The sequence below is a fragment of the Serratia surfactantfaciens genome (genome assembly GCF_001642805.2).
Lineage (GTDB): Bacteria > Pseudomonadota > Gammaproteobacteria > Enterobacterales > Enterobacteriaceae > Serratia > Serratia surfactantfaciens.
In genome coordinates, this window is sequence record NZ_CP016948.1 from 4,304,069 (window position 1) to 4,329,782 (window position 25,714).

Consider the following 25,714-nt stretch of genomic DNA (forward strand, 5'->3'; position numbering starts at 1 on the left):
CGCCCTTGCAGAGTCACGCCAATCGATTATTTATTCTTTTTCTCGTTCAACGCGCGGATGCGTGAAGACAGAGAGAACAGGCGGATAAAGCCGCCGGCGTGGCTGTGATCGTAAACTTCGTCTTCGCCGAAGGTGGCGAACTCTTCGGAGTACAGGCTGTTGGCGGATTTCTTCTGGGTCGCCGTCACCTGGCCTTTGTACAGCTGCAGCACCACTTCGCCGTTCACCTCTTCAGCCAATGCTTCGGCAGAGGCCTGCAGCGAGCGGCGCAGCGGCGCGAACCAGCGGCCGTCGTACACCACATAAGACATCTCCAGGCCCAGCTGCTCGCGCCATTTGAAGCTGTCGCGATCCAGTACCAGCTGCTCGACGGCGCGCAGCGCCGCCACCATGATGGTGCCCCCCGGGGTTTCATAGCAGCCGCGGGATTTGATGCCTACCAGACGGTTTTCCACGATGTCGATACGGCCAACGCCGTGCTTGGCGCCTAACGCATTCAGGGTTTCCAGGCACTGGTACGGCGACAGCGCTTTACCGTTAACCGCCACAACGCGGCCTTTCTCAACGGTAACGGTCACCTGTTCAGGCTGATCCGGCGCTTCCTGCGGATCGACGGTCCATACCCAGCAATCCTTGTTCGGCGCATTCCACGGGCTTTCCAGCACGCCGCCTTCGGTGGAGATGTGCCAGGCGTTTTCATCGCGGCTGTAGATCTTCTCCAGCGACGCAGTGGTCGGGATGTTGCGCTCTTTCAGGTAATCCAGCAGCGCCTCACGGGAACGCAGGTTCCATTCACGCCACGGCGCCACTACTTTCAGCTGCGGAGCCAGCGCGGTGTAGGTGGTCTCGAAACGCACCTGGTCGTTGCCTTTGCCGGTTGCGCCGTGGCACAGCGCGTCGGCGCCCACTTTCAGCGCCAGCTCGACCTGCGCCTTGGCGATGATCGGCCGCGCCATCGAGGTGCCCAGCAGATAGCTGCCTTCATACAGGGCGCCGGTCTGCAGCACCGGATAAACGTAATCGCGGATAAATTCTTCACGCAGATCGACCACGTGACATTCAGAGGCACCGGACTGCAGGGCTTTTTGCTCCACGCCTTCCAGATCGCTGCGCTCCTGACCGATGTCCGCCACGAACGCCACCACTTCACAGCCGCCGTAGTTCTCTTTCAGCCATGGAATGATGGCCGAGGTATCCAGGCCACCGGAGTACGCCAGAACGATTTTTTTGATGCCTTGGTTTTGCATGATCTATTCCTTTCTAATTCTAAAATTAAGCGAGGATCCGGGTGCCAATCGACACGCCGTTAAACAAAGCAGGAAGCTGATCGGCATGGCGCCAGCTGGCGATATCCACCGGGCGGCCGAGGGTGCGGGCTGCGTCGAGCGCCGCATTCACCTTCACCACCATACCATCGGTGATGATGCCTTGCGCGATCAGTTGCTCCGCTTTTTGCGCCGTCATTTCCGCAATGCGTTGCCCCTTGCCGTCGAGGATGCCGCTGACGTCCGACAGCAGGATCAGATCCGCCCCCAGCGTCGCCGCCAGCGCCGTCGCCGCCTGATCGGCGTTCACATTCATTAACTGCCCTTCGGCGGTGATGCCGATGGAGCTGATAACCGGCAGGTAGCCGGCGCCCAGCAGGGTATTGAGCAGCGCGGGCGAGCCGGGCTGCGCGTTGCCGACGTGACCCAATGCCGGATCGAGCTGGGTCACGACTGCGCTGCCGCCGTCCGCCAGGCTCAGGCCAACGGCGTTGATTTGATGCTTAATCGCCCACGCCAGCAGCGTTTTGTTGGCGGTGCCGGCCAGCGCGCCGGTGATGATGTCGATCTGATCGGCCGGCGTGACCCGCAGGCCGTTCTTTTTCACCACCGGTAAAGAGAGCTGCTTCATCAGCTCGTCTACCACGCAGCCACCGCCGTGCACGATCACCAGCGGACGCTGATGCTGCTGCCGGTAGCTGTCCAACGCGGTAAACAGACGTTCCAGCGCTTCTTCACTGTCTAATAACACGCCACCTAACTTGATAATTAACGGGTTCATTGCTGTTTACTCACGCTGGTTTAAAGGAGTGACTGGGTTTCCGGGAAACCGAAACGGATATTCAGGCATTGCACCGCCTGTGCGGCCGCGCCTTTCAGCAGGTTGTCTTCCACCGCCACGGCGATCAGATGCTCGCCCTGCACCGCAAAACCGATGTCGCAGAACGGCAGCCCCACCACCGCTTTCAGCGCCGGCACGCCCTGGTCGTACAGCCGCACCAGCGGCTTGTCGTCATAGGCGGCATGATAGGCGGCAGCCACGTCCTGCGCGGTCACGCCGGCTTTCAGGCGGCAGGTGATGGTTTCAAGAATGCCGCGCGGGAAATTGCCCAGGTGTGGCGTAAAGATGACCGGCACGCCCAGGTGCGCGGCGATCTCCGGCTGGTGCCGGTGAGTGAAAATGCCGTATGGCTGCAGGCTCACTTCGCAAAAGCTGGTGGTCATGCTGGCCTTGCGCCCGGCGCCGCTGACGCCGCTGGTGGCATTGATCACCGGCCACTGGTCCAGGTTCAGCAGCTGCTTTTCGATCAACGGTTTGAGCGCCAACTGCGCCGCCGTTGGGTAGCAGCCCGGCACCGCGATCAGCTGCGCCCGTTTGATCTTGTCGCTCTGCCACTCCGCCAGGCCGTACACCGCCTGCTCCAGCAGAGCGCCATGCTGATGCTCGAAACCGTAGTACTGGCTATAAAAACCGGCGTCCTGCACGCGGAAGGCGCCGGAAAGATCGAACACCACGCAACCCGCCGCCAGAAAAGCCGGTGCAATATCGTGGCTGACTTCATGGGCGGTGGCGAGGAACACCACATCGATACCCTGCGCCGCCAGTGCAACGTCGGTCAACGGCTGCAGCGGCAGATCGACGATGCCTTTCAACTGGGGATGGAGATCGGAAAGCAACTTTCCTGCATCTGCACTTTGCGCTGAAACCGCTAAAGCGGTTATGTTCATGTGTGGGTGGCGATTCAGGTAAGCCGTGAGCTCCGCTCCGGCGTAACCGCTGGCACCAACGATCAGCGTATTCAACATGTGGCCTTTCACCTTCTCAACTGACGTACGGTCGCTTGCGACCCAGGTAACAGGGCTAGCCAGCGTTGTTGCGCCGTTCACCCACGGAGCCAGGCGTTGATGCTTTTATAAACATCCGGGTATCGGGTTCCCTTACGCTTCGGCTTACTGTATTTTTATTCAAAATAAATGCATGAATATTGATACTATCCTAACCAAAGGCTGTCAACAGTGAAGATGAAATTACCTCCATTTATTGAGCTGTACCGGGCGTTGATCGCCACACCGTCGATCAGCGCCACCGATGCCGGCCTCGATCAGAGCAATGAGGCGTTAATCAACTTGCTGGCCGAATGGTTTGCCGACCTGGGCTTTCGCGTCGACGTACAGCCGGTGCCGGAATCGCGCCACAAATTCAACCTGCTGGCCAGCATCGGCGAAGGCAGCGGCGGCCTGCTGCTGGCCGGCCATACCGATACGGTGCCTTACGACGAAGGCCGCTGGACGCGCGATCCCTTCACCCTGACCGAGCACGACAACAAGCTCTACGGCCTGGGCACCGCCGACATGAAAGGCTTCTTCGCCTTTATTCTGGATGCGGTGCGCGATATCGACGCGAGCAAACTGACCAAGCCGCTGTACATTTTAGCCACCGCAGATGAAGAAACGACGATGGCCGGCGCACGCTATTTCGCCGCCTCCACCGCCATTCGGCCGGATTTCGCCATCATCGGCGAACCGACCTCGCTGCAGCCAGTCCGCGCACACAAGGGCCACATGGCCAACGCCATTCGCATCGTCGGCCAGTCCGGCCACTCCAGCGATCCGGCGCGCGGCGTCAACGCCATCGATCTGATGCACGAATCCATCAGCCACCTGATGGCGCTGCGCAAAACCCTGCAGGAGCGTTACAACAACCCGGCGTTCGCCGTGCCTTATCCCACCATGAACTTCGGCCATATCAGCGGCGGCGACGCAGCCAACCGCATCTGCGCCTGCTGCGAGCTGCACCTGGATATCCGCCCGCTGCCCGGCATGACGCTCGACAACATCAACGAACTGATGCATCAGGCGTTGGAGCCGGTGAGCCAACGCTGGCCGGGCCGCCTGAGCATCGAAGAGCTGCACGCGTCGGTGCCGGGCTACGAGTGCCCAACCGACCACCGCATGGTGGCAGTGATCGAGGAACTGCTGGGCACCCGCACCCAGGTGGTCAACTACTGCACCGAGGCGCCGTTCGTACAGCAGGTGTGTCCGACGTTAGTGCTCGGCCCCGGCTCTATCGACCAGGCCCACCAGCCGGACGAGTACCTCGACACCGCGTTTATCGAACCGACGCGTAAACTGCTGGGCCAGCTGGTCACTCATTTTTGCCGGCAATAAACCCGACATTTAACAGGGGAAATGCTTTATGCTTTCCCCTAACTCCAAATAAGTAGTAGACGGCGAAATAAGCCGTGCTGATAACCGACGTGCCGTAATTAAATTTCAGAAAATGCGCCGATTTTGATGTTTTTTTGCTAAAAATAGTGTCAATTGGACGACTGGACAGGAACGCGGTGGGATCAGGCAGGCGGTCTGCGCCTGACGCGTGAAATTTATTTACAAGATAAAAATCATACAGAACTGGGTCAGGGGTTATATGAACGAACAATATTCGGCAATGCGCAGTAATGTCAGTATGCTCGGCAAATTGCTCGGCGATACCATCAAAGAAGCGCTGGGCGAGCATATTCTCGATCGCGTAGAGACCATCCGTAAGCTTTCCAAATCCTCACGCGCCGGCAACGAAGCGCATCGCCAGGAACTGCTCTCCACCCTGCAGAACCTGTCCAACGACGAGCTGCTGCCGGTGGCGCGCGCCTTCAGCCAGTTCCTCAACCTGACCAACGTCGCCGAGCAGTACCACAGCATTTCGCCCAACGGCGAAGCCGCCAGCAATCCGGAGGCGCTGGCCCAACTGTTCAGCCGCCTCAAAGACAAAAAGCTCAGCGACAAAGAGCTGCAACACGCAGTCTCGCAACTCTCCATCGAGCTGGTGCTGACGGCGCACCCGACGGAGATCACCCGCCGCACCCTGATCCACAAGCTGGTGGAGGTCAACACCTGCCTCAGCCAGCTCGATCACAACGATCTGGCCGACTACGAGCGCAACAAGATCATGCGCCGCCTGCGCCAGCTGGTGGCCCAATCGTGGCACACCGATGAAATTCGCAAACACCGCCCTTCGCCGATCGACGAAGCCAAATGGGGTTTCGCGGTGGTGGAAAACAGCCTGTGGGAAGGTGTGCCGGCGTTCCTGCGCGAATTCAATGAACAGCTGGAAAACTCTATCGATTACAGCCTGCCGGCGGAAGCGGTGCCGGTGCGCTTCACCTCCTGGATGGGCGGCGATCGCGACGGCAACCCGAACGTGACCGCCGAAATTACCCGCCATGTGCTGCTGCTCAGCCGCTGGAAAGCTTGCGACCTGTTCACCCGCGATATTCAGGTGCTGGTCTCCGAGCTGTCGATGACCGAGTGCACCCCGGAGCTGCGCGCCCGCGCCGGCGGTGACGAGGTGCAGGAACCGTACCGCGAAATCATGAAGCAGCTGCGCAGCCAGCTGATGAGCTCCCAGGCCTATCTGGAAGGCCGCCTGAAGGGCGAGCGCGTGCTGAAACCGCACGATCTGCTGGTGAACAACGAACAGCTGTGGGAGCCGCTGTATGCCTGCTACCAATCGCTGCAGGCCTGCGGCATGGGCATCATCGCCAACGGCCAGTTGCTGGATACTCTGCGCCGCGTGCGCTGCTTCGGCGTGCCGCTGGTGCGCATCGACGTGCGCCAGGAGAGCACCCGCCATACCGAGGCCATCGCCGAGCTGACCCGCTACCTGGGGCTGGGCGACTATGAAAGCTGGTCGGAAGCCGATAAACAGGCGTTCCTGATCCGCGAACTGAACTCCAAACGCCCGCTGGTGCCGCTGAAGTGGGAGCCGAGCGCCGATACGCTGGAAGTGCTGGAAACCTGCCGGGTAATCGCCGAAGCGCCGCAGGGCTCGATCGCCGCCTACGTGATTTCAATGGCGCGCACGCCGTCCGACGTGCTGGCGGTGCACCTGCTGTTGAAAGAGGCCGGTTGCCCGTTCGCGCTGCCGGTCGCTCCGCTGTTCGAAACCCTCGACGACCTGAACAACGCCGACGACGTGATGACCCAGTTGCTGAACATCGACTGGTATCGCGGCTTTATTCAGGGCAAACAGATGGTGATGATCGGCTATTCCGACTCGGCGAAAGACGCCGGCGTGATGGCCGCTTCCTGGGCGCAATACCGCGCGCAGGACGCGCTGATCAAAACCTGTGAAAAAGCCGGCGTGGCGCTGACGCTGTTCCACGGCCGCGGCGGCTCCATCGGCCGCGGCGGCGCACCGGCGCATGCGGCGCTGCTGTCGCAGCCGCCGGGCAGCCTAAAGGGCGGCCTGCGCGTCACCGAACAGGGCGAGATGATCCGCTTCAAGTTCGGCCTGCCGGAAGTCACTATCAGTAGTCTGGCGCTGTATGCCGGCGCGATCCTCGAGGCCAACCTGTTGCCGCCGCCGGAACCGAAGAAAGAGTGGCGCGCGCTGATGGACGATCTGTCCGAGACCTCCTGCCGGATGTATCGCGGCTATGTGCGGGAAAACCCGGACTTCGTGCCTTACTTCCGCGCGGCTACGCCGGAGCTGGAGTTGGGCAAACTGCCGCTGGGCTCGCGCCCGGCCAAACGCAAACCGAACGGCGGCGTGGAGAGCCTGCGCGCCATTCCGTGGATCTTCGCCTGGACGCAGAATCGCCTGATGTTGCCGGCCTGGCTCGGTGCCGGCGCCGGATTGCAGGAAGCGGTGAAGGCCGGCAAACAGGCGGAGCTGGAGGCGATGTGCCGCGACTGGCCGTTCTTCTCCACCCGCATCGCCATGCTGGAAATGGTGTTCGCCAAGGCCGACCTGTGGCTGGCGGAATACTACGATCAGCGCCTGGTGGATAAATCGCTGTGGCCGCTGGGCCAGCAGCTGCGCGATCAGTTGGAAAGCGACATCAAGGTGGTGCTGACCATCGCCAACGACGCGCACCTGATGGAAGACCTGCCGTGGATCGCCGAATCCATCGCGCTGCGCAACGTTTATACCGACCCGCTGAACGTCCTGCAGGCCGAACTGCTGCACCGTTCGCGTCAGCAGGAACAGCCCGACGCCCGCGTGGAGCAGGCGCTGATGGTCACCATCGCCGGCGTCGCCGCCGGGATGCGCAACACCGGCTAGTGAGCCAAATCGCGGCCCCGTTTACCGGGGCCGTTTTTTTATGCCTTCCCCCACAAAAAAGGGCGCCGCGATAAAGCGACGCCCTTTCTTCATGGGAACAGGCCTGCCAGTGTCAGGCGGCGGCCACCGGGCGCACGCCCAGCGTGTGGCAGATGGCGTAGCTCATCTCGGCGCGGTTCAGGGTATAGAAGTGGAAATCCTTCACTCCTTCGCGGCTGAGGATCTTCACCATGTCCATGGCGATGTTGGCGCCGACCATCTTGCGGGTCTCCGCATCGTCGTCCAGCCCTTCGAACATGCTGGTCATCCAGCTCGGCACCCGCACGTTGGTCATGGTGGCGAAGCGCTGCAGCTGCTTGAAGTTGGACACCGGCAGAATGCCCGGCACGATTTCCACGTCGATGCCGGCGGCGACACAGCGGTCGCGAAAGCGTAGGTAGCTCTCAACGTCGAAGAAGAATTGAGTGATGGCGCGGTTGGCGCCGGCGTCGATCTTGCGCTTCAGGTTGATCAAATCTGCCTGCGCGCTCTTCGCCTCCGGGTGCACTTCCGGGTAGGCGGCGACGGAAATATCGAAGTCGCCCACGTCTTTCAGCAGTGCTACCAGATCGGTCGCATACATGTCCGGCTTACCGCCGCCCGGCGGCAGATCGCCGCGCAGCGCCACGATATGGCGGATGCCGCTGTTCCAGTAGTCGGTCGCGATGTCGCGCAACTGAGCCGGGCTGGCGTCGATGCAGGTCAGGTGCGGCGCAGCCTCCAGGCCGGTGCGCTCCTTGATCCCCTTGATGATGCTGTGGGTGCGATCGCGCTCGCCGGAGTTGGCGCCGTAGGTGACGGAAACGAATTTAGGTTTGAGGATGCTCAGACGATCGATCGACTGCCACAGGGTCTCTTCCATCTCGCTGGTGCGTGGCGGGAAGAACTCGAATGATACGTTAATCTGGCCGTTCAACTCCGCCAGACTCTGATTCAGCGCTTCCCGCTGGTTTGCGTGGAAAAAACTCATACCCTGCTCACCTCTTCTCGATCACTGTTTTTATTTCATCTTGATGAGCGTCTATACGTTTAGACGTCTAGATAGAAAATGCCGCATGTTGGCTAAAGAGTCAACAGGAAAATGAGGGGAATAAGATGATTAATCCTCACCCGCTCAAAGAGGGAATTTCATGATAGCGACAAGGATAAGTATGGCAGGAAAAGCAAAGGGGCGCGGTGAACCCGCGCCCGCAGAGGATTAAAGCAGCTGCGCCAACCGGTTAAGGTCTGACTGGATCGCCCCGGCGGTCACGTCGCGACCGGCGCCCGGCCCGCGGATCACCAGTGGATTATCGCGATACCAGCGGCTCTCGATGGCGAACACGTTGTCGCACGGCAGCAGCGAGGCCAGCGGATGCTCAGGACGCACGGCCTCAACGCCGACCCGCGCCTTGCCGTTGGCGTCGAAACGCGCCACGTGGCGCAACACCAGGCCCATTTCGCTGGCGGCCTCAAAGCGCTGCTGCATCTGCTGGTTCAGCGCCTCGCCGTTCTCGAAGAACTGATCGACGGAACCCAGCTCGCAGCCCGCCGGCACCAGCGACTCGACCCGCACCTGATTCGGCTCGATGTCGTAGCCCGCTTCGCGCGCCAGGATCACCAGCTTGCGCATCACGTCCTGACCGGAGAGATCGACCCGCGGATCCGGTTCGGTCAGCCCCTGCTGCCAGGCCTGATCCACCAGCTCGGTGAACGGCACCGTGCCGTCATACTGCAGGAACAGCCAGGAGAGCGTGCCGGAGAAGATGCCGCTGATCGCCAAAATGCTGTCGCCACTGTCGCGCAGATCGCGCACCGTGTGGTTGACCGGCAGGCCGGCGCCGACGGTGGCGTTGTACAGCCAGTGGCGGCCGGTTTTGGCGAAGGCGTCGCGAATTTGGCGATAGGTCGCGCTGCACGAGGCACCCGCCAGCTTGTTGGCGCTGATCACGTGGAAACCGTAGCTGGCGAAGTCCAGATACTGCCCGGCCAGCTCTTCGCTGGCGGTCACGTCGAGCACCACCAGATCGTCGAACGGGTGCGCGCGCATCCACAGGAACAGCGACTCTTCGTCCAGCTCCTGCGCTTCGTCCTCAAAGAACGCCAGCGCGCGGCTGGCGTCCAGCCCGTCGTAATTCAGCAGGCTGCGGCGGCTGTCCACCACCCCCGCCAGGATAAATTCGAAGCCGCTGCGCGCGGAAATATTGGTCTGCTCGCGGGCGAACAGCTCCAGCCAGCGCGAGCCGATGTTGCCCTTGCCGAACAGCACCAGACCGATGCGCTTCTCGGCGCGGAACAGGCTTTGGTGCAGCCCCTGGATCAGCAGCGCGGTCGGCCCCTGGCGCAATACCGCCACCAGGCTGATGCCATCTTCCGCCTGCCAGATAAACTCGACCGGCTGATCTTTCAGTTGCTGATAGAAACGGTGGCTGTGCAGCGGGTTCTTGCACACCCCGGCGCCGACCATCGCCACCAGCGCCAACCCTTCGCGCAGGCGCAGCTCGCCCGGCAGCGCGGCGGCCTGCAGCGTTGCCAGCGCGCTATTGACCACCTCGGAGGTATAGCACAGCTGCACCAGGTTGCGGTCAGGGTGGATCCCCACCGCCAGCGGTTTGATCTGCGCACGCTTGAGCACCAGATCCAACTCTTTCTGCGCCAGTTTGAAATCATGCTGAGCGGCGACGTGCAGTTCAATCAGGCACACATCGTCGTGGCTGGTGACAATCTTGGCGCCGGTGCCGGAAGCCAATACGCGCTCGATGCGCGTCGAGCCCTGCTCCGGCTGGTAGCTGCAACGCAGCTGAAGATCGATATCGCTGCCGGAGACCGGCTGCAGGGTGCGGGTGTGCAACACCGGCGCAGCCAGACGCGCCAGCTCGCTGGCTTCGTCCAGACGCAGCAGCGGCAGCAGGCAGGCGTCTTTCACCTTGCGCGGATCGGCGCTGTATACCCCGGCTACGTCGCTCCAGATGGTGACGCGCGCAGCACCGGCCAGCGCGCCGACCTGAGTGGCGGAGTAGTCGCTGCCGTTACGCCCCAACAGCACGGTTTCCCCGGCGTCGTTGCGCGAAATGAAGCCGGTCACCACCAGGCGTTTGCCCGGATGTTGGGCCAGCAATTGTTGCAGCAGCGGGTAAGAACGGCCTTCATCCACCTGCGGCTGCGCGGCGCGCTCGGCGCGCAGGAAATCACGCGCATCCAGCCAGGCCGCCTGCATGTCCAGATGATTAAGCACCGCCGCCATCAGGCGCGCCGACCAGATCTCGCCGTGCCCGACCACTTCGGCATAGCACACGTCGTCGACTTTGCCGTCCAGCAGCACCGCCAGACGTTCCAGATCCTGAATGAATTCGGCGATCAGCGGCTCGGCGCTTTCCGGCGGCAGCAGGCCGCCGATAAGATCGCTATGATAACGACGCAACGTCTGCTGCACCTGGTGCGCAGACAGGCGATCGCTCTGGCTGAGCTTCAGCCAGTTGATCAACTGGTTGGTGGTACTGCCGGCGGCCGATACCACCATCATGTCGCCCGGCTGGCTGTATTCCGCCATAATCCCGGCCACACGCAGATAACACTTCACATCCGCCAGACTGCTGCCGCCAAACTTGTGCAGTTGACGCCCGCTCACCGGCCCTGCTACAGCAATTGCATTCATGCTTACCTCGTTGCCGCCGCCTGGAAAGCGCGTTCCAGATCGGCAATCAAATCTTCACTGTCTTCAATACCCACGGAAATGCGCAGCAGGCTCTCGGAGATGCCGGCCGCTGCCCGCGCCTCCGCCGCCATACCGGCGTGGGTCATGGTCGCTGCATGCGAGATCAGGCTTTCTACGCCGCCCAGCGATTCTGCCAGAGTAAACAGCTCAAGGGCAGAAAGAAAACGGCGCAGCACCGCTTCATCGCCGTCCAGTTCAAAACTCAGCATCGCGCCGAAACCGCGCTGCTGCCGGCGGGCGATCTCATGCCCCGGATTTTCCGGCAGGGAAGGATGATACAGCTTTTTCACCAGCGGTTGCTGCTGTAAATAGCCGACAATCGCTTCGGCGTTTTGTTGCGCCGCCTTGATGCGCGGCGACAGCGTGCGCATGCCGCGCAGCAGCAGATAGCTGTCGAACGCGCCGCCGGTCACGCCGATGTTGTTCGCCCACCAGGCCAGTTCGACCGCCAGCTCGGGATCTTTGGCGATCACCGCGCCGGCCACCACGTCCGAATGTCCGTTCAGGTATTTGGTGCAAGAATGGACCACCAGATCGGCGCCGAGTTCGATCGGCTGTTGCAGGGCCGGGCTGAGGAAGGTGTTGTCCACCACCGTCAACGCACCCGCAGCGTGCGCGGCGGTGCAGATCGCCGCGATGTCCACCACCCGCAGCAGCGGATTGCTGGGGCTTTCAATCAGCACCAGCTTGGGCTTTTGCGCCAGCGCCTGCTGCAGGGCTTCTTCATTGCCCTGATCGACGAACAGCACCCGATAGGCGCCGCGCTTGCTCAAACTGTCGAATAACCGATAGCTGCCGCCGTAGCAGTCGTGCGGCGCCACCAGCAGATCGCCGGGCTTCAGCAGCACTGTAGTCACCAGATGGATCGCCGACATGCCGCTGCCGGTCATGACCGCGCCGGCACCGCCTTCCAGCTCCGCCAACGCGCGCTGCACCACGTCGCGCGTCGGGTTGCCGCGGCGCGAGTAGTCATGGGCTCGGGGTTGGTTGAAGTCGGTAAAGTTATAGGTGCTGGACAGATGAATCGGCGGGACAACGCAGCCATACTGTTCGTCGTCGTTCAGGCCGCTGCGTACGGCAATCGTGGCTGGTTTACGCGTCATGGGCTCGCTCGGCTCTCGGTTCGGTGAATGAGGCCTAAAGAGTAATCGCAGGATTGATAGACGTCAATACATCTGGACATCTAAACTTCTCTGCGTATAGATTGAGCAATGGCACAATACCCGCTAAAATTATGCCGATATGACATGACGATAAGATGTTGAGCCACAATGCCCGGCCGAAGCGGGGCATTCAGTGACCCTGGTCGCGTAAAATTGACATTTATTTAGTGAGAACAGTGAAGATCGGGCATAATTGCCCGGTTTTTAGAATTTTGTAATTTTTCTGACAAAGTTAAGGTGTCCCATGGCTGAGTGGAACGGCGAGTATGTCAGCCCTTACGCTGAACACGGTAAAAAAAGCGAGCAAGTCAAAAAGATCACGGTATCCATTCCGCTGAAGGTCCTGAAAATCCTCACCGACGAACGGACCCGTCGCCAGGTCAACAACCTGCGCCACGCCACCAACAGCGAACTGCTGTGCGAAGCGTTTCTGCATGCCTTTACCGGCCAGCCGCTGCCGAATGATGAAGACCTGCGCAAAGAGCGCAGCGATGAAATTCCGGAAGCCGCAAAAGCGTTGATGCGCGAACTGGGTGTCGATCCCGATACCTGGGAATATTGAGAACCGCCCGGCGAACGCCGGCGGCAGAAACGAAAAAAGGCGCCCAGGGCGCCTTTTTCATCGGACGATAAGAAATCTTATTTCTTAGCGCCTGGTACGCTGAAACGCTTGTTGAAGCGGTCAACGCGGCCACCGGTAGCAACGTCACGCTGCTTGCCAGTGTAGAACGGGTGGCATGCGCCACAAACGTCCAGGTTCAGATCGTGGCCCACGGTGGAGCGGATCTTCATCACGTTACCGCAAGAGCAGTTAGCAGTAACTTCTTCGTATTTTGGGTGGATACCTTGTTTCATGGGAAACCTCAGTTAAGGCCGTGTCGCTATCCAGCCCTGTTTCGCCAGACACCACACGTGGTTGATAATAGAATTTTGGTATCGAATTATACCAAAGGCGGCAAATTATACAGCATTAGCCGGGGCGCGCAATCGGAACCGTACATTTGCCGATGCGCCGTGTAAACTGATGCCCTCTTTTTTTCAATTTGGATGAGATCATGCCCGTCGTACACGTTGCTTTGCCGGTCCCCCTCGCCCGCACCTTCGACTATCTGCTGCCGCCCGGCATGCAGCCGGTGGCCGGCGCGCGCGTAGGCGTGCCCTGGGGCAGGCAGCATGCGATCGGCATCGTCACCGGCTGCAGCGACACCAGCGAACTGCCGCTGGACAAGCTCAAACCGATCGACAGCGTGATCGACAGCGAATCGCTGTTCTCCCCTAGCCTGTGGCGCATCCTGCGCTGGGCCAGCGATTACTACCATTATCCTATCGGCGAAGTACTGTTCCACGCGCTGCCGATCCTGCTGCGGCAAGGCAAACCTGCCGAAGCCGCGCCGCTATGGCAGTGGTTCGCCACCGAGCAAGGGCGTGCCACGCCGCCCGACAGTCTGAAACGCGCGCCGAAACAGCAGCAGGCGCTGGCGGCGCTGCTGCAACGCCCGGTCTATCGCCATCAGGTCAGTCAGCTGGAGCTGACGGAAAGCGCCCTGCAGGCGCTGCGCGCCAAAGGGTTGATCGATCTGCGCGCTCAGGTCGCGGACACGCAAGACTGGCGCCCCAACTTCGCGGTACTCGGCGAGCGGCTGCGGCTGAATACCGAACAGGCCACCGCCGTCGGGGCGATCAGAAGCGAGGATGAACAGTTCGCCGCCTGGCTGCTGGCCGGTGTGACCGGCTCGGGCAAGACCGAGGTGTACCTCAGCGTGCTGGAGAACGTGCTGGCCAAAGGCCGGCAGGCGCTGGTACTGGTGCCGGAAATCGGCCTGACGCCGCAAACCATCGCCCGTTTTCGCGAGCGCTTCAACGCGCCGGTGGACGTGCTGCACTCCGGGCTAAACGACAGCGAGCGGCTAGCGGTTTGGCTGCGCGCGCGCAGCGGCGAAGCCGCCATCGTCATCGGCACCCGTTCGGCGCTGTTCACGCCGTTCCGCCAGCTGGGCGTGATCATCATCGACGAAGAGCACGACAGCTCTTATAAACAGCAGGAAGGCTGGCGCTACCACGCCCGCGATCTGGCGGTATTCCGCGCCCGGGAGGAGGACATCCCGATGGTGATGGGCTCCGCCACGCCGGCACTGGAAACGCTGCACAACGTGCAGCTGGGCAAATATCGCCAGCTGAAGCTCACCCAGCGTGCGGGCAACGCCAAACCGGCGGCGCAGCACCTGATCGATCTGAAAGGGCTGCCGCTGAAGGTCGGCCTGTCGCAGCCGCTTTTAAAAAGCATGCAGCACCATTTAAAAGCCGGCAATCAGGTGATGCTGTTCCTTAACCGCCGCGGTTACGCCCCGGCGCTGCTGTGCCACGAGTGCGGCTGGATCGCCGAATGCCAACGCTGCGATCACTACTACACCTTCCACCAGCATCAGCGCCAGCTGCGCTGCCACCACTGCGACAGCCAGCGGCCGGTACCGCACCAGTGCCCGCAGTGCGGCTCGACCCACCTGGTGTCAGTCGGCGTCGGCACCGAACAGCTGGAGCAGGAGCTGGCGCCGCTGTTCCCCGACACGCCGATCACCCGTATCGATCGCGATACTACCAGCCGCAAAGGGGCGCTGGAACAGCACCTGGCGGATATCCATCGCGGCGAAGCGCGCATTCTGATCGGCACGCAGATGCTGGCCAAGGGCCACCACTTTCCCGACGTCACGCTGGTGGCGTTGCTGGATGTCGACGGCGCGCTGTTCTCCGCCGACTTCCGCTCCGCCGAGCGTTTCGCTCAGCTGTACACCCAAGTCTCCGGGCGCGCCGGCCGGGCGGGCAAACAGGGGGAAGTGCTGCTGCAAACCCACCATCCAGAGCACCCGCTGCTGCAGGTGCTGCTGCAACAGGGTTACGACGCCTTCGCCAAACAGACGCTGGCGGAGCGCAACAGCGTGTTCCTGCCGCCCTATACCAGCCACATCATCGTGCGCGCCGAAGACCACGATAACCAGCAGGCCCCGCTGTTCCTGCAGCAACTGCGCAACCTGCTGGAAGCCAGCCCGCTGAAGGACGACTCGCTGTGGGTGATGGGCCCGGTGCCGGCGCTGCAGTCCAAACGCGGCGGCCGTTTCCGCTGGCAGCTGCTGCTGCAGCATCCTGCGCGGCGCGTCCTGCAACAGCTGATGAAAAGTTCGCTGCCGCTGATCGGCACCCTGCCGCAAACGCGCAAGGTGAAATGGACGCTGGATGTCGATCCGATCGACAGTTGATCCCGGAAAAGTCCGATTTAGCTGCCGCAGTGCAAACGTTTACCCTTTAAATTGCGAGCGAACGCTAAAAAACCTTCTCAGGTCACATTTTTTATGCAAATTAGGTAACAAAGGCGGGGCGTATTCTGTTTAGAATGTCTGCGAGGGCAAATTTTGTCGCCACATCGCAGCGCGACGGAATGCCCGAACGCGAGTGGCGCTCAATGACAACAATCCCGCCACCGCATGCCGGACATTGTGAGCAAACAGCAGTAGCGGCGTCGGCATGGCGCTGACGCAAGGAGAAAGGCGTTGGAACACAAGAAAGAGTTATCCATGGCGACCATGAAAGACGTCGCCGAAATGGCGGGCGTTTCAACGGCTACCGTATCGCGTGCGCTGATGAACCCGGAAAAGGTGTCAACGCCGACGCGCCAGAAAGTGGAACAGGCCGTCCTGGCCGTGGGTTATTCTCCTCATGCTCTGTCACGCAATATCAAGCGCAACGAATCCCGCACCATCCTGGTGATCGTACCCGACATCTGCGATCCGTTTTTCGCCGACGTGATCCAGGGGATCGAACAGACCGCCGCCCAGCAAGGCTATCTGGTGCTGATCGGCGACTGCGCGCAGCAGAACCAGCAAGAGCGCACCTTCGTCAATCTGATCATCACCAAGCAGATCGACGGTATGCTGCTGCTGGGCTCCAACCTGCCGTTCGACGCCAGCAAGGAAGAGCAGCGCAACCTGCCGCCGATGGTGATGGCCAACGAGTTCGCTCCCGAGCTGGAGCTGCCGACGGTGCATATCGACAACCTGACCGCCGCCTTTGAAGCCGTGCATTATTTGCATCAGCTGGGCCACCGGCAGATCGCCTGCGTCGCCGGGCCGGAACAGATGCCATTGAGCCATTATCGGCTGCAGGGTTACGTTCAAGCGCTACGTCGTAATGGCATTACCGTCGAAAGCAGCTATATTACCCGGGGTGATTTTACCTACGAAGCCGGCGCGCAAGCGCTGGCGATGCTGATGGCTCAGCCGAAACCGCCGACGGCGGTGTTCTGCCACAGCGACGTCATGGCGATCGGCGTGCTGTCCCAGGCGAAAAAAATGGGGCTGCGGGTACCGCAGGATCTGTCGATCGTCGGCTTTGACGACCTCAAGCTGGCGCAGTATTGCGATCCGCCGCTGACCACGGTGGCGCAGCCGCGCTTCCAGATCGGCCAGCAGGCGATGTTGCTGCTGCTGGAGCAGTTGAACGGCCAAACGGTGGCCAGCGGCTCCCGGCTATTGGACAGTGAATTGATTATCAGAGGCAGCACCGCTGCCCCGAAACGCTAGTCAAATATTTTAGGGTTCAGTAACATGACGGACTTATCCTCTCATCAGGACACAGCGGAATAATAGTGGCACAAAAAGACTATGTAAGCCGTGGGCGCGCAGCAGGAGCTAAGCGTAAAACCCCCAGCCGTAAAAAACGCAGTTCTCCGAAGGTTTCCAAAACCGTGCTGGCGTTAGCCGCCGCGTTGCTGGTTATCTTTGTCGGTGGCCTCTATTTCATTACGCACAACAAGCCGGAAGACGCGCCGTTGTTGCCTGCGCACACCACGCGCCCGGGCAACGGCCTGCCGCCGAAGCCGGAAGAGCGCTGGCGTTATATCAAAGAGCTGGAAAACCGGCAGATCGGCGTGCAAACCCCGACCGAGCCGACGGCCGGCGGCGAGCTCAATTCCAAAACTCAGCTGACCGCCGAACAACGGCAACTGCTGGAGCAGATGCAGGCCGACATGCAGCAGCGCCCGACGCAGCTGAACGAAGTGCCGTATAACGATCCGGGCCAGGCCAACGCGCGCAGCAATCGCCAGCAGCAGCAGATGCAACAACAGCAAATGCAGCAGCAGCCGGTACAGCAACCGCAGCAGGTCACCCAGGCGCCGCGCAACCCGTTCAACAACGGCGCCACCACTGCGCCGGTGCAGCAGCATCAGCAGCCGAAGCCGGCCACCCAGCAACCGGTACAGGTGAAACAGCCTGAGCCGAAGCCGCAACCGAAGCCGGAGCCCAAACCGGAAGTGAAGCAGGAAACGGCCAAGCAGGAAACCAAACCGGAATCGAAACAGAAGTGGATGGTGCAATGCGGTTCGTTCCGCGCCACCGATCAGGCTGAATCCGTGCGGGCGCGCCTGGCGTTCGAGGGCATCGAGAGCCGCATCACCGCCGGCGGCGGTTGGAATCGCGTGGTGCTCGGCCCGTACAGCAGCCGCGCCGCCGCGGACAAAACCCTTTCGCGCCTGAAGGGCGTCGGCATGTCGAGTTGCATTCCCCTCTCCGTTGGGGGTTGAAAAGCGTCAATCCCCCCCCATCTATACTGTCAATATGCCTCGTAGCGTCTGCGAAAGCAGGCGCTGCGGGGACTTCTTTCCGTCTTTAACGAGGGTCTGCTCGTGACAACAATTGTAAGCGTACGCCGCAACGGCCAGGTCGTCATCGGTGGTGATGGCCAGGCAACCCTGGGTAATACGGTGATGAAGGGGAACGTCAAGAAAGTGCGTCGCCTGTATAACGACAAAGTGATCGCCGGTTTCGCCGGCGGCACCGCTGACGCCTTCACGCTGTTTGAACTGTTTGAACGCAAACTGGAAATGCACCAGGGCCACCTGGTGAAAGCCGCCGTCGAGCTGGCGAAAGACTGGCGCACCGACCGCATGCTGCGCAAGCTCGAAGCGCTGTTGGCGGTCGCCGATGAAACCGCTTCGCTGATCATCACCGGCAACGGCGATGTGGTGCAGCCGGAAAACGATCTGATCGCCATCGGCTCCGGCGGCCCGTACGCTCAGGCCGCCGCCCGCGCCATGTTGGAAAATACCGAGCTGAGCGCCCGCGACATCGTTGAGAAATCCCTCAACATCGCCGGCGATATCTGTATTTACACCAACCATTTCCACACCATTGAAGAATTGCCTTCCAAAGCGTAAGGATCGAATACCATGTCTGAAATGACTCCGCGCGAGATCGTCAGCGAACTGGACAGCTACATCATTGGCCAAAACAAGGCCAAACGCGCTGTCGCCATTGCCCTGCGCAACCGCTGGCGCCGGATGCAGCTCAACGAGATGCTGCGTCACGAAGTGACCCCGAAAAACATCCTGATGATCGGCCCGACCGGCGTCGGTAAAACCGAAATCGCCCGCCGCCTGGCGAAGCTGGCTAACGCGCCGTTCATCAAGGTTGAAGCCACCAAGTTCACCGAAGTGGGCTATGTGGGCAAAGAAGTGGACTCCATCATCCGCGATCTGACCGATGCCGCCATCAAGATGGTGCGCATGCAGTCGATCGAGAAAAACCGCACCCGCGCCGAAGAGTTGGCCGAAGAGCGTATTCTCGACGTGCTGATCCCGCCGGCCAAGAACAACTGGGGCCAGCCGGAAGAAAACCAGGAGCCGTCCGCCGCCCGCCAGGCATTCCGCAAGAAACTGCGCGAAGGCCAGCTGGACGACAAAGAGATCGAGATCGATCTGGCTGCCGCGCCGATGGGCGTGGAAATCATGGCGCCTCCGGGCATGGAAGAGATGACCAACCAGCTGCAGTCGATGTTCCAGAACCTCGGCGGCCAGAAGCAAAAACCGCGCAAGCTGAAGATCAAAGAAGCCTTCAAGCTGCTGGTGGAAGAAGAAGCCGCCAAGCTGGTGAACCCGGAAGAGCTGAAAGAGCAGGCGATCGAAGCGGTTGAACAGCACGGCATCGTGTTTATCGACGAGATCGACAAAATCTGTAAGCGCGGCGGCCAAAGCTCCGGCCCGGACGTCTCGCGCGAAGGCGTGCAGCGCGATCTGCTGCCGCTGGTGGAAGGCTGCACCGTGTCGACCAAGCACGGCATGGTGAAGACCGATCACATCCTGTTCATCGCTTCCGGCGCGTTCCAGACCGCCAATCCGTCGGATCTGATCCCGGAACTGCAGGGCCGTCTGCCGATTCGCGTTGAGCTGCAGGCGCTGACCACCGAAGACTTCGAGCGCATCCTGACCGAGCCGAGCGCGTCGCTGACCGAGCAGTACAAAGCGCTGATGGGCACCGAAGGCGTCAATATCGAGTTCACCGCCGACGGCATCCGCCGCATCGCCGAAGCCGCGTGGCAGGTCAACGAAAGCACCGAGAACATCGGCGCGCGTCGTCTGCACACCGTGCTGGAGCGTCTGATGGAAGATATTTCCTACGATGCGAGTGAAATTAATGGCCAATCCATTACAATTGATGCGGATTACGTGCGCAGTCATCTGGATGAACTGGTGGCGGATGAAGATTTGAGTCGTTTTATCCTATAATCGCTCAATCATTGTCTTGTCAGTCATCTGTGTGGGAGGCATTGCCTCCCACAATTATTTCTAACGGACACCGCAACTTACTGACAGAAGCGAAACATGAGCTCATCAACCTCCACCACCCCGATCTCCGCCTGGCTGGAAAGTCTACGCCCCCGCACCCTGCCGCTGGCCTTTGCCTCCATCGTGGTCGGCTCGGCGATCGCCGCCTGGCACGGCAGCCTGAAACCTGAAGTGGCGCTGCTGGCGCTGTTGACCGCCGGCCTGCTGCAAATCCTCTCCAACCTGGCGAACGACTACGGCGATGCGGTCAAAGGCAGCGACAAAGAAGATCGCATCGGGCCGTTGCGCGGCATGCAAAAAGGCATGATCACCCAGGCGCAGATGAAACGGGCGCTGGTGGTGACGGTGGTGCTGATCGCCCTCGCCGGCTGTTCGCTGATCGCCGTCGCCTGCGAGCAACCCAGCGACGTGGTGGGCTTCCTGGTGCTGGGCGGGCTGTCCATCGTGGCGGCCATCACCTACACCGTCGGCAACAAGCCCTACGGGTATTTGGGGCTGGGCGACATCTCGGTGTTGGTATTCTTCGGCTGGCTGAGCGTGGCCGGCACCTATTATCTGCAAACGCACACTTTCGACAGCGTCGTGATGCTGCCGGCCACCGCCTGCGGCCTGCTGGCGACGGCGGTGCTCAACATCAACAATCTGCGCGATATCGAGAGCGATCGCGAGAACGGCAAGAACACGTTGGCGGTGCGTCTCGGCCCGCACAAGGCGCGCATTTACCATGCCCTGCTGCTCGGCGGCGCGGTGCTGTGTTTCGCGCTGTTTACGCTGTTCAATCTCCACAGCCCGTGGGGTTGGCTGTTCGTGCTGGCGATCCCGCTGCTGGTGCGCCACGGCCTGCGCGTGCTGCGCGATCCGACACCGGTCGGCATGCGGCCGATGCTGGAGCACATGGTCAAGGCGGCGCTGCTGGCCAACCTGCTGTTCGCCATCGGCGTGGCGCTCAGTTAAAAACTGATGATTTTGCCAACAGGGCGAATAAAGGGATATACTGAACATTCCAGCGGCAAACAGACGTAAAATCCTATGAAATACGATACTTCCGAACTTTGCGACATCTATCATGAAGAGGTGAACGTTGTTGAACCTCTGTTCTCCAATTTTGGCGGGCGTACTTCATTTGGCGGGCAGATCACCACGGTGAAATGCTTTGAGGATAACGGCCTGTTGTTCGATCTGCTTGAAGAAAACGGCCGCGGCCGCGTGCTGTTAGTCGACGGCGGCGGTTCGGTTCGCCGGGCGCTGGTCAACGCCGAGTTGGCGCGCCTGGCCGCCCAGAACGAATGGGAAGGCATCGTGGTGTACGGCGCGGTGCGTCAGGTGGACGATCTGGAAGAGCTCGATATCGGCATTCAGGCGATGGCGGCGATCCCGGCGGGAGCCGTGAGCGAAGGCGTGGGCGAAAGCGATATCCGCGTCAACTTCGGTGGCGTCACCTTCTTCTCCGGCGACCATCTGTATGCCGACAACACCGGCATCATCCTCTCCGAAGACCCGCTCGACATCGAGTGATTTTCGGTCATGAAAAAGGGCGCCTGAGGCGCCCTTTTCGTTGCTGCATGGCGTGAGGAATCAGACTTCTTCCATCTTGCCCAGCAGCGCGCGCAGGCGATCTTGCCATACGTGCTGTTCTTCTTTCAGCTGTTGGTTTTCGCGCACCAACGCTTCGTGGTTGCCGGAGGCAGCCTGAACTTCCTGCGACAGAGAGTTGTTTTTGTCTTTCAGCTCTTCAATTTCCATCTGCAACAGAGTGATGGTATCAATCGCCTGCTGTACTTTTGCTTCCAGTTTCTCAAATACTTCAAATGACATGCTTCAGTCCCCTCATGATAGCAAGGCGTACATCTATAAGTAGCGGCCGCAACGTCGGCTGCAGCGACTGCGAATATTGCATCGCGCTCAGTGACGCGCGCCGTTACGGAAGGCGCGCAGTCTCGATTCGTTAAAAACGATTGTAAGTAGCCAGTCTCCGCCTGTCTAGCAACATACCGGATCATCGCGCAGTCTGTTGCAATTTTCCTGCCCCCGCCATCAGCAAAAACTGAAAATCCCCGCCGCCGTCGTCGCGAGTTGTTAACAACCCTCGCCAAACCACTGGTCAGATCACACTTTTATGGCTCAGAAAGAACACTAAACGACGCGAAATCGCTCAATTTTATGACGCGCCACACACATTTTGATTTCGCTATTTCTCGTTTATGTTCGTTAACGATAAATTTACATCACGTCCTTATTCAATAATTGGACGAGATGAAAAAAACTGTGCCCATAGGCCGGATGTATACCCAACTGAGCCTATAAACCAACAACCGCCGTTTTGCAGGACACCAACATTATGAGCCAAACCACCAGTCCGACATTAAAAGGCCAGTGCATCGCCGAGTTCCTCGGCACGGCGCTGCTGATCTTCTTTGGCGTAGGCTGCGTTGCCGCACTGAAACTGGCGGGCGCCAGCTTCGGCCAGTGGGAAATCAGCATCATTTGGGGCCTGGGCGTCGCCATGGCCATCTACCTGACCGCCGCCATTTCCGGCGCGCATCTCAACCCGGCGGTCACCCTCGCGCTGTGGCTGTTCGCCTGCTTCGACGGACGCAAAGTGGTGCCATACATCATTGCGCAAGTCGCCGGCGCCTTCTGCGCCGCCGCGCTGGTCTACGGGTTGTACTACAACCTGTTCTTCGACTTCGAAGCGGCTCACCATATGGTGCGCGGCAGCAACGAAAGCCTTGAACTGGCCGGCATCTTCTCAACCTACCCTAACGCACACATCTCCGTCGGCCAGGCCTTCCTGGTGGAAACGGTGATCGCCGCCATTCTGATGTGCCTGATCCTGGCGCTGACCGACGACGGCAACGGCATTCCGCGCGGCCCGCTGGCGCCGCTGCTGATCGGTATTCTGATTGCCGTGATCGGCGCCTCCATGGGACCATTGACCGGCTTTGCGTTGAACCCGGCGCGTGACTTCGGGCCAAAACTGTTCGCCTACCTGGCCGGCTGGGGCAAAGTCGCCTTCACCGGCGCACGCGACATCCCGTACTTCCTGGTGCCGATCTTCGCGCCTATCGTCGGCTGCGGCCTGGGCGCCTTCGGTTACCGCGCGCTGATTGGCCGCCACCTGCCGTGCGACGTCTGCGTGACGGAAGAAGAGTCCGACGCCAAGGCTCAGCAGCGTAAAGCGTGATTGGTGCAGTTTTAAACGGTTAACAACAGCAGGATAATTACCATGACTGTAGAAAAAAAATACATTGTCGCACTCGACCAAGGGACCACCAGCTCACGCGCCGTCGTGCTCGATCACGACGCCAACATCGTTGCGGTATCGCAGCGCGAATTCCCGCAGATCTACCCAAAAGCCGGCTGGGTTGAGCACGACCCGATGGAGATCTGGGCGTCGCAAAGCTCGACGCTGGTAGAAGTGCTGGCGAAGGCCGACATCAGTTCCGATCAGATCGCCGGCATCGGCATCACCAACCAGCGCGAAACCACCATCGTCTGGGAAAAAGAGACCGGCAAGCCTATCTATAACGCCATCGTCTGGCAGTGCCGCCGCACCGCCGACATCTGCGAGAAGCTCAAGCGCGACGGCCTGGAAGAGTACATCCGTCACAACACCGGCCTGGTGGTTGACCCGTACTTCTCCGGCACCAAGGTGAAGTGGATCCTGGACAACGTCGAAGGCGCCCGCGAACGCGCCAAGCGCGGCGAACTGCTGTTCGGCACCGTCGACACCTGGCTGGTGTGGAAGATGACCCAAGGGCGCGTGCACGTTACCGATTACACCAACGCCTCACGCACCATGATGTTCAACATCCACGAGCTGGACTGGGACGAGCGCATGCTGGAAGTGCTGGATATCCCGCGCGCCATGCTGCCGAAAGTCCGTCCTTCCTCAGAAGTGTACGGCCAGACCAACATCGGCGGTAAAGGCGGCACGCGTATTCCTATCGCCGGTATCGCCGGTGACCAGCAGGCAGCGCTGTACGGCCAGCTGTGCGTTCAACCGGGCATGGCGAAGAACACCTACGGCACCGGCTGCTTCCTGCTGATGAACACCGGCAAAGAAGCGGTGCGCTCGAAAAATGGCCTGCTGACCACCATCGCCTGCGGCCCGCGCGGCGAAGTGAACTATGCGCTGGAAGGCGCGGTGTTCATCGGCGGTGCGTCCATCCAGTGGCTGCGCGACGAGCTGAAACTGATCAGCGACGCCGCCGACTCCGAATACTTCGCCACCAAGGTGAAAGACAGCAACGGCGTCTATGTGGTGCCGGCCTTCACCGGCTTGGGTGCGCCCTACTGGGATCCGTATGCCCGCGGCGCCATCTTCGGTCTGACCCGTGGCGCCAACAGCAACCACATCATCCGCGCCACGCTGGAATCCATCGCCTTCCAGACCCGCGATGTGCTGGACGCGATGCAAGCCGACGCCAACACCCGCCTGCAATCGCTGCGCGTGGACGGCGGCGCGGTCGCCAACAACTTCCTGATGCAGTTCCAGTCCGATATCCTCGGCACCCGCGTAGAGCGCCCTGAAGTGCGTGAATCGACGGCGCTGGGTGCGGCGTTCCTGGCGGGCCTGGCCATCGGCTACTGGAACGATCTGGATGAGGTGAAGAGCAAAGCGGTGATTGAGCGCGAATTCCGCCCAAGCATCGAAACCACCGAACGCAACTACCGTTACAGCGGCTGGAAAAAAGCGGTGGCTCGCGCTCAGGCGTGGGAAGATCACGAGTAATCCCGCTTCCGTTGCCCTCCAACAAGCGCTGCCTGCGGGCGGCGCTTTTTTTTGCCCCGCCCCGCCGCCGCCGCGCTGTGATAAACTTTGCCGATATTTTCTTCCCTTTCTCACAGACAGGTTTGCCATGAAACGTGAATTAGCCATCGAATTTTCCCGCGTTACCGAAGCCGCCGCGCTGGCGGGCTACAAATGGCTGGGACGCGGCGACAAGAACGCCGCCGACGGCGCGGCGGTCCACGCCATGCGCATCATGCTCAACAAAGTGGATATCGATGGCCGCATCGTGATCGGCGAAGGTGAAATCGACGAAGCGCCGATGCTGTATATCGGCGAGCAGGTCGGCACCGGCCAGGGCGACGCGGTGGACATCGCGGTCGATCCGATCGAAGGCACCCGCATGACCGCCATGGGCCAGTCCAACGCGCTGGCGGTCTTGGCAGTGGGCGATCGCGGCACCTTCCTGCACGCGCCGGACATGTACATGGAGAAACTGGTGGTTGGCCCGGCGGCGCGCGGCGCCATCGATATCAACCTGCCGCTGGCGGAGAACCTGCAGAACGTCGCCGCGCGGCTGGGTAAACCCTTGTCGCAGCTGACGGTGATCGTGTTGGCCAAACCGCGCCACGACGGCGTCATCGCGCAGATGCAGCAGTTGGGGGTGCGGGTGTTCGCCATTCCTGACGGCGACGTGGCGGCCTCCATTCTCACCTGCATGCCGGAAAGCGAGGTCGATGTGATGTACGGCATCGGCGGCGCGCCGGAAGGGGTGATCTCCGCCGCGGTGATCCGCGCGCTGGACGGCGACATGCAGGCGCGTTTGCTGCCGCGCCATGAAGTGAAAGGCGACAGCGCCGAAAACCGCCGCATCGGTGAACAGGAGCTGGCGCGCTGTCGGGAGATGGGCATCGAAGCCGGTCAGGCGCTGCGTCTGGATCAAATGGCGCGCAACGATAACGTGATTTTCTCCGCCACCGGCATCACCAAAGGCGATCTGCTGGAAGGCATCAGCCGCAAAGGCAACATGGCCACCACCGAAACCCTGTTGATCCGCGGTAAATCGCGCACCATCCGCCGTATTCGTTCAACCCACTATCTGGATCGCAAAGACCCGGCGCTGCACGAATTTCTGCTGTAACGAA

21 protein-coding genes are annotated in these 25,714 nt (G+C 60.8%); 13 read left to right on the top strand and 8 right to left on the bottom strand.

Annotated elements, in window-relative coordinates; genetic code table 11:
• Window positions 1-26 precede the first annotated feature (26 nt).
• Genes ATE40_RS20150 through argC form a run of 3 tightly spaced genes read right to left on the bottom strand, consistent with a single transcriptional unit; the run spans window position 27 to window position 3,071 of the window.
• Entirely contained in the window at window positions 27-1,247 is a 1,221-nt protein-coding gene (locus ATE40_RS20150) for an argininosuccinate synthase (protein WP_019452247.1), read from the bottom strand.
• A 25-nt stretch (window positions 1,248-1,272) separates the two neighbouring features.
• The gene (gene argB, locus ATE40_RS20155) at window positions 1,273-2,046 is read right to left on the bottom strand and encodes an acetylglutamate kinase (protein ID WP_019452246.1); all 774 of its coding nucleotides are present in this window, start codon (window positions 2,044-2,046) and stop codon (window positions 1,273-1,275) included.
• Between the two features lie 20 nt (window positions 2,047-2,066).
• Window positions 2,067-3,071 carry an N-acetyl-gamma-glutamyl-phosphate reductase gene (gene argC, locus ATE40_RS20160; RefSeq protein WP_063918332.1) on the bottom strand — a complete coding sequence of 335 codons (1,005 nt, stop codon included), beginning with the start codon at window positions 3,069-3,071 and terminating at the stop codon, window positions 2,067-2,069.
• 216 nt (window positions 3,072-3,287) lie between these two features.
• On the opposite strand from argC, the gene argE reads away from it, so the two are divergent.
• Together argE and ppc are read left to right on the top strand one after the other, a co-directional pair.
• Entirely contained in the window at window positions 3,288-4,433 is a 1,146-nt protein-coding gene (gene argE / locus ATE40_RS20165) for an acetylornithine deacetylase (protein WP_063918331.1), read from the top strand.
• Window positions 4,434-4,692: 259 nt separating this feature from the next.
• Window positions 4,693-7,329, top strand: coding sequence for a phosphoenolpyruvate carboxylase (gene ppc / locus ATE40_RS20170; RefSeq protein ID WP_063918421.1), 2,637 nt, complete (start codon window positions 4,693-4,695; stop codon window positions 7,327-7,329).
• A 112-nt stretch (window positions 7,330-7,441) separates the two neighbouring features.
• On the opposite strand, the gene metF is transcribed toward ppc, so the two are convergent.
• The 3 genes from metF to metB all read right to left on the bottom strand — a co-directional run bounded on the left by metF (window position 7,442) and on the right by metB (window position 12,165).
• Window positions 7,442-8,338, bottom strand: a complete 897-nt coding sequence (metF, locus tag ATE40_RS20175; protein ID WP_019452242.1) for a methylenetetrahydrofolate reductase — start codon at window positions 8,336-8,338, stop codon at window positions 7,442-7,444.
• 228 nt (window positions 8,339-8,566) lie between these two features.
• Window positions 8,567-11,002, bottom strand: a complete 2,436-nt coding sequence (locus tag ATE40_RS20180) for a bifunctional aspartate kinase/homoserine dehydrogenase II (RefSeq protein ID WP_025160368.1) — start codon at window positions 11,000-11,002, stop codon at window positions 8,567-8,569.
• A 2-nt stretch (window positions 11,003-11,004) separates the two neighbouring features.
• A complete protein-coding gene (gene metB, locus ATE40_RS20185) occupies window positions 11,005-12,165 on the bottom strand; it encodes a cystathionine gamma-synthase (protein WP_060441468.1) in 1,161 nt (386 codons plus the stop codon).
• A gap of 304 nt (window positions 12,166-12,469) precedes the next feature.
• Between metB and metJ the strand changes: the two genes are divergently transcribed.
• On the top strand, window positions 12,470-12,787 hold the full coding sequence (metJ, locus tag ATE40_RS20190) for a met regulon transcriptional regulator MetJ (protein WP_004931076.1): 318 nt from the start codon (window positions 12,470-12,472) through the stop codon (window positions 12,785-12,787).
• A 77-nt stretch (window positions 12,788-12,864) separates the two neighbouring features.
• Here the strand turns inward: metJ and rpmE are convergent, their stop codons facing one another.
• On the bottom strand, window positions 12,865-13,080 hold the full coding sequence (rpmE, locus tag ATE40_RS20195) for a 50S ribosomal protein L31 (RefSeq protein WP_004931078.1): 216 nt from the start codon (window positions 13,078-13,080) through the stop codon (window positions 12,865-12,867).
• 200 nt (window positions 13,081-13,280) lie between these two features.
• Between rpmE and priA the strand changes: the two genes are divergently transcribed.
• The 7 genes from priA (at window position 13,281) to rraA (ending at window position 21,352) form a co-directional block, all read left to right on the top strand.
• Window positions 13,281-15,476 (top strand): primosomal protein N', encoded by a 2,196-nt coding sequence (gene priA / locus ATE40_RS20200; protein ID WP_025160369.1) that lies wholly within the window; start codon window positions 13,281-13,283, stop codon window positions 15,474-15,476.
• Window positions 15,477-15,767: 291 nt separating this feature from the next.
• Window positions 15,768-16,796, top strand: a complete 1,029-nt coding sequence (cytR, locus tag ATE40_RS20205; RefSeq protein WP_019452238.1) for a DNA-binding transcriptional regulator CytR — start codon at window positions 15,768-15,770, stop codon at window positions 16,794-16,796.
• A gap of 65 nt (window positions 16,797-16,861) precedes the next feature.
• Window positions 16,862-17,797 carry a cell division protein FtsN gene (gene ftsN / locus ATE40_RS20210; protein WP_063918330.1) on the top strand — a complete coding sequence of 312 codons (936 nt, stop codon included), beginning with the start codon at window positions 16,862-16,864 and terminating at the stop codon, window positions 17,795-17,797.
• A 102-nt stretch (window positions 17,798-17,899) separates the two neighbouring features.
• Window positions 17,900-18,430 carry an ATP-dependent protease subunit HslV gene (gene hslV, locus ATE40_RS20215; RefSeq protein WP_004931085.1) on the top strand — a complete coding sequence of 177 codons (531 nt, stop codon included), beginning with the start codon at window positions 17,900-17,902 and terminating at the stop codon, window positions 18,428-18,430.
• Between the two features lie 12 nt (window positions 18,431-18,442).
• Window positions 18,443-19,777 (top strand): HslU--HslV peptidase ATPase subunit, encoded by a 1,335-nt coding sequence (gene hslU / locus ATE40_RS20220; protein ID WP_004931086.1) that lies wholly within the window; start codon window positions 18,443-18,445, stop codon window positions 19,775-19,777.
• A gap of 96 nt (window positions 19,778-19,873) precedes the next feature.
• A complete protein-coding gene (locus ATE40_RS20225; protein WP_015379416.1) occupies window positions 19,874-20,791 on the top strand; it encodes a 1,4-dihydroxy-2-naphthoate polyprenyltransferase in 918 nt (305 codons plus the stop codon).
• 75 nt (window positions 20,792-20,866) lie between these two features.
• Window positions 20,867-21,352: a ribonuclease E activity regulator RraA gene (rraA, locus tag ATE40_RS20230; protein WP_019452236.1), complete on the top strand. Its 486-nt coding sequence runs from the start codon at window positions 20,867-20,869 to the stop codon at window positions 21,350-21,352.
• Window positions 21,353-21,412: 60 nt separating this feature from the next.
• On the opposite strand, the gene zapB is transcribed toward rraA, so the two are convergent.
• A complete protein-coding gene (gene zapB, locus ATE40_RS20235) occupies window positions 21,413-21,652 on the bottom strand; it encodes a septal ring assembly protein ZapB (protein WP_004931092.1) in 240 nt (79 codons plus the stop codon).
• Between the two features lie 523 nt (window positions 21,653-22,175).
• On the opposite strand from zapB, the gene ATE40_RS20240 reads away from it, so the two are divergent.
• The 3 genes from ATE40_RS20240 to glpX all read left to right on the top strand — a co-directional run bounded on the left by ATE40_RS20240 (window position 22,176) and on the right by glpX (window position 25,710).
• The gene (locus tag ATE40_RS20240) at window positions 22,176-23,021 is read left to right on the top strand and encodes an MIP/aquaporin family protein (protein WP_025160371.1); all 846 of its coding nucleotides are present in this window, start codon (window positions 22,176-22,178) and stop codon (window positions 23,019-23,021) included.
• Window positions 23,022-23,063: 42 nt separating this feature from the next.
• A complete protein-coding gene (glpK, locus tag ATE40_RS20245) occupies window positions 23,064-24,572 on the top strand; it encodes a glycerol kinase GlpK (protein ID WP_019452234.1) in 1,509 nt (502 codons plus the stop codon).
• Between the two features lie 127 nt (window positions 24,573-24,699).
• On the top strand, window positions 24,700-25,710 hold the full coding sequence (gene glpX / locus ATE40_RS20250; protein WP_019452233.1) for a class II fructose-bisphosphatase: 1,011 nt from the start codon (window positions 24,700-24,702) through the stop codon (window positions 25,708-25,710).
• The last annotated feature ends 4 nt before the right edge of the window (window positions 25,711-25,714 follow it).

Excerpts from the sequence above, each read along its gene's own strand:
- ATE40_RS20150 (WP_019452247.1), bottom strand. The coding sequence starts at position 1,247 with ATGCAAAACCAAGGCATCAAAAAAATCGTTCTGGCGTACTCCGGTGGC.
- argB (WP_019452246.1), bottom strand. The coding sequence starts at position 2,046 with ATGAACCCGTTAATTATCAAGTTAGGTGGCGTGTTATTAGACAGTGAA.
- argC (WP_063918332.1), bottom strand. The coding sequence starts at position 3,071 with ATGTTGAATACGCTGATCGTTGGTGCCAGCGGTTACGCCGGAGCGGAG.
- argE (WP_063918331.1), top strand. The coding sequence starts at position 3,288 with ATGAAATTACCTCCATTTATTGAGCTGTACCGGGCGTTGATCGCCACA.
- ppc (WP_063918421.1), top strand. The coding sequence starts at position 4,693 with ATGAACGAACAATATTCGGCAATGCGCAGTAATGTCAGTATGCTCGGC.
- metF (WP_019452242.1), bottom strand. The coding sequence starts at position 8,338 with ATGAGTTTTTTCCACGCAAACCAGCGGGAAGCGCTGAATCAGAGTCTG.
- ATE40_RS20180 (WP_025160368.1), bottom strand. The coding sequence starts at position 11,002 with ATGAATGCAATTGCTGTAGCAGGGCCGGTGAGCGGGCGTCAACTGCAC.
- metB (WP_060441468.1), bottom strand. The coding sequence starts at position 12,165 with ATGACGCGTAAACCAGCCACGATTGCCGTACGCAGCGGCCTGAACGAC.
- metJ (WP_004931076.1), top strand. The coding sequence starts at position 12,470 with ATGGCTGAGTGGAACGGCGAGTATGTCAGCCCTTACGCTGAACACGGT.
- rpmE (WP_004931078.1), bottom strand. The coding sequence starts at position 13,080 with ATGAAACAAGGTATCCACCCAAAATACGAAGAAGTTACTGCTAACTGC.
- priA (WP_025160369.1), top strand. The coding sequence starts at position 13,281 with ATGCCCGTCGTACACGTTGCTTTGCCGGTCCCCCTCGCCCGCACCTTC.
- hslU (WP_004931086.1), top strand. The coding sequence starts at position 18,443 with ATGTCTGAAATGACTCCGCGCGAGATCGTCAGCGAACTGGACAGCTAC.
- ATE40_RS20225 (WP_015379416.1), top strand. The coding sequence starts at position 19,874 with ATGAGCTCATCAACCTCCACCACCCCGATCTCCGCCTGGCTGGAAAGT.
- rraA (WP_019452236.1), top strand. The coding sequence starts at position 20,867 with ATGAAATACGATACTTCCGAACTTTGCGACATCTATCATGAAGAGGTG.
- zapB (WP_004931092.1), bottom strand. The coding sequence starts at position 21,652 with ATGTCATTTGAAGTATTTGAGAAACTGGAAGCAAAAGTACAGCAGGCG.
- ATE40_RS20240 (WP_025160371.1), top strand. The coding sequence starts at position 22,176 with ATGAGCCAAACCACCAGTCCGACATTAAAAGGCCAGTGCATCGCCGAG.
- glpK (WP_019452234.1), top strand. The coding sequence starts at position 23,064 with ATGACTGTAGAAAAAAAATACATTGTCGCACTCGACCAAGGGACCACC.
- glpX (WP_019452233.1), top strand. The coding sequence starts at position 24,700 with ATGAAACGTGAATTAGCCATCGAATTTTCCCGCGTTACCGAAGCCGCC.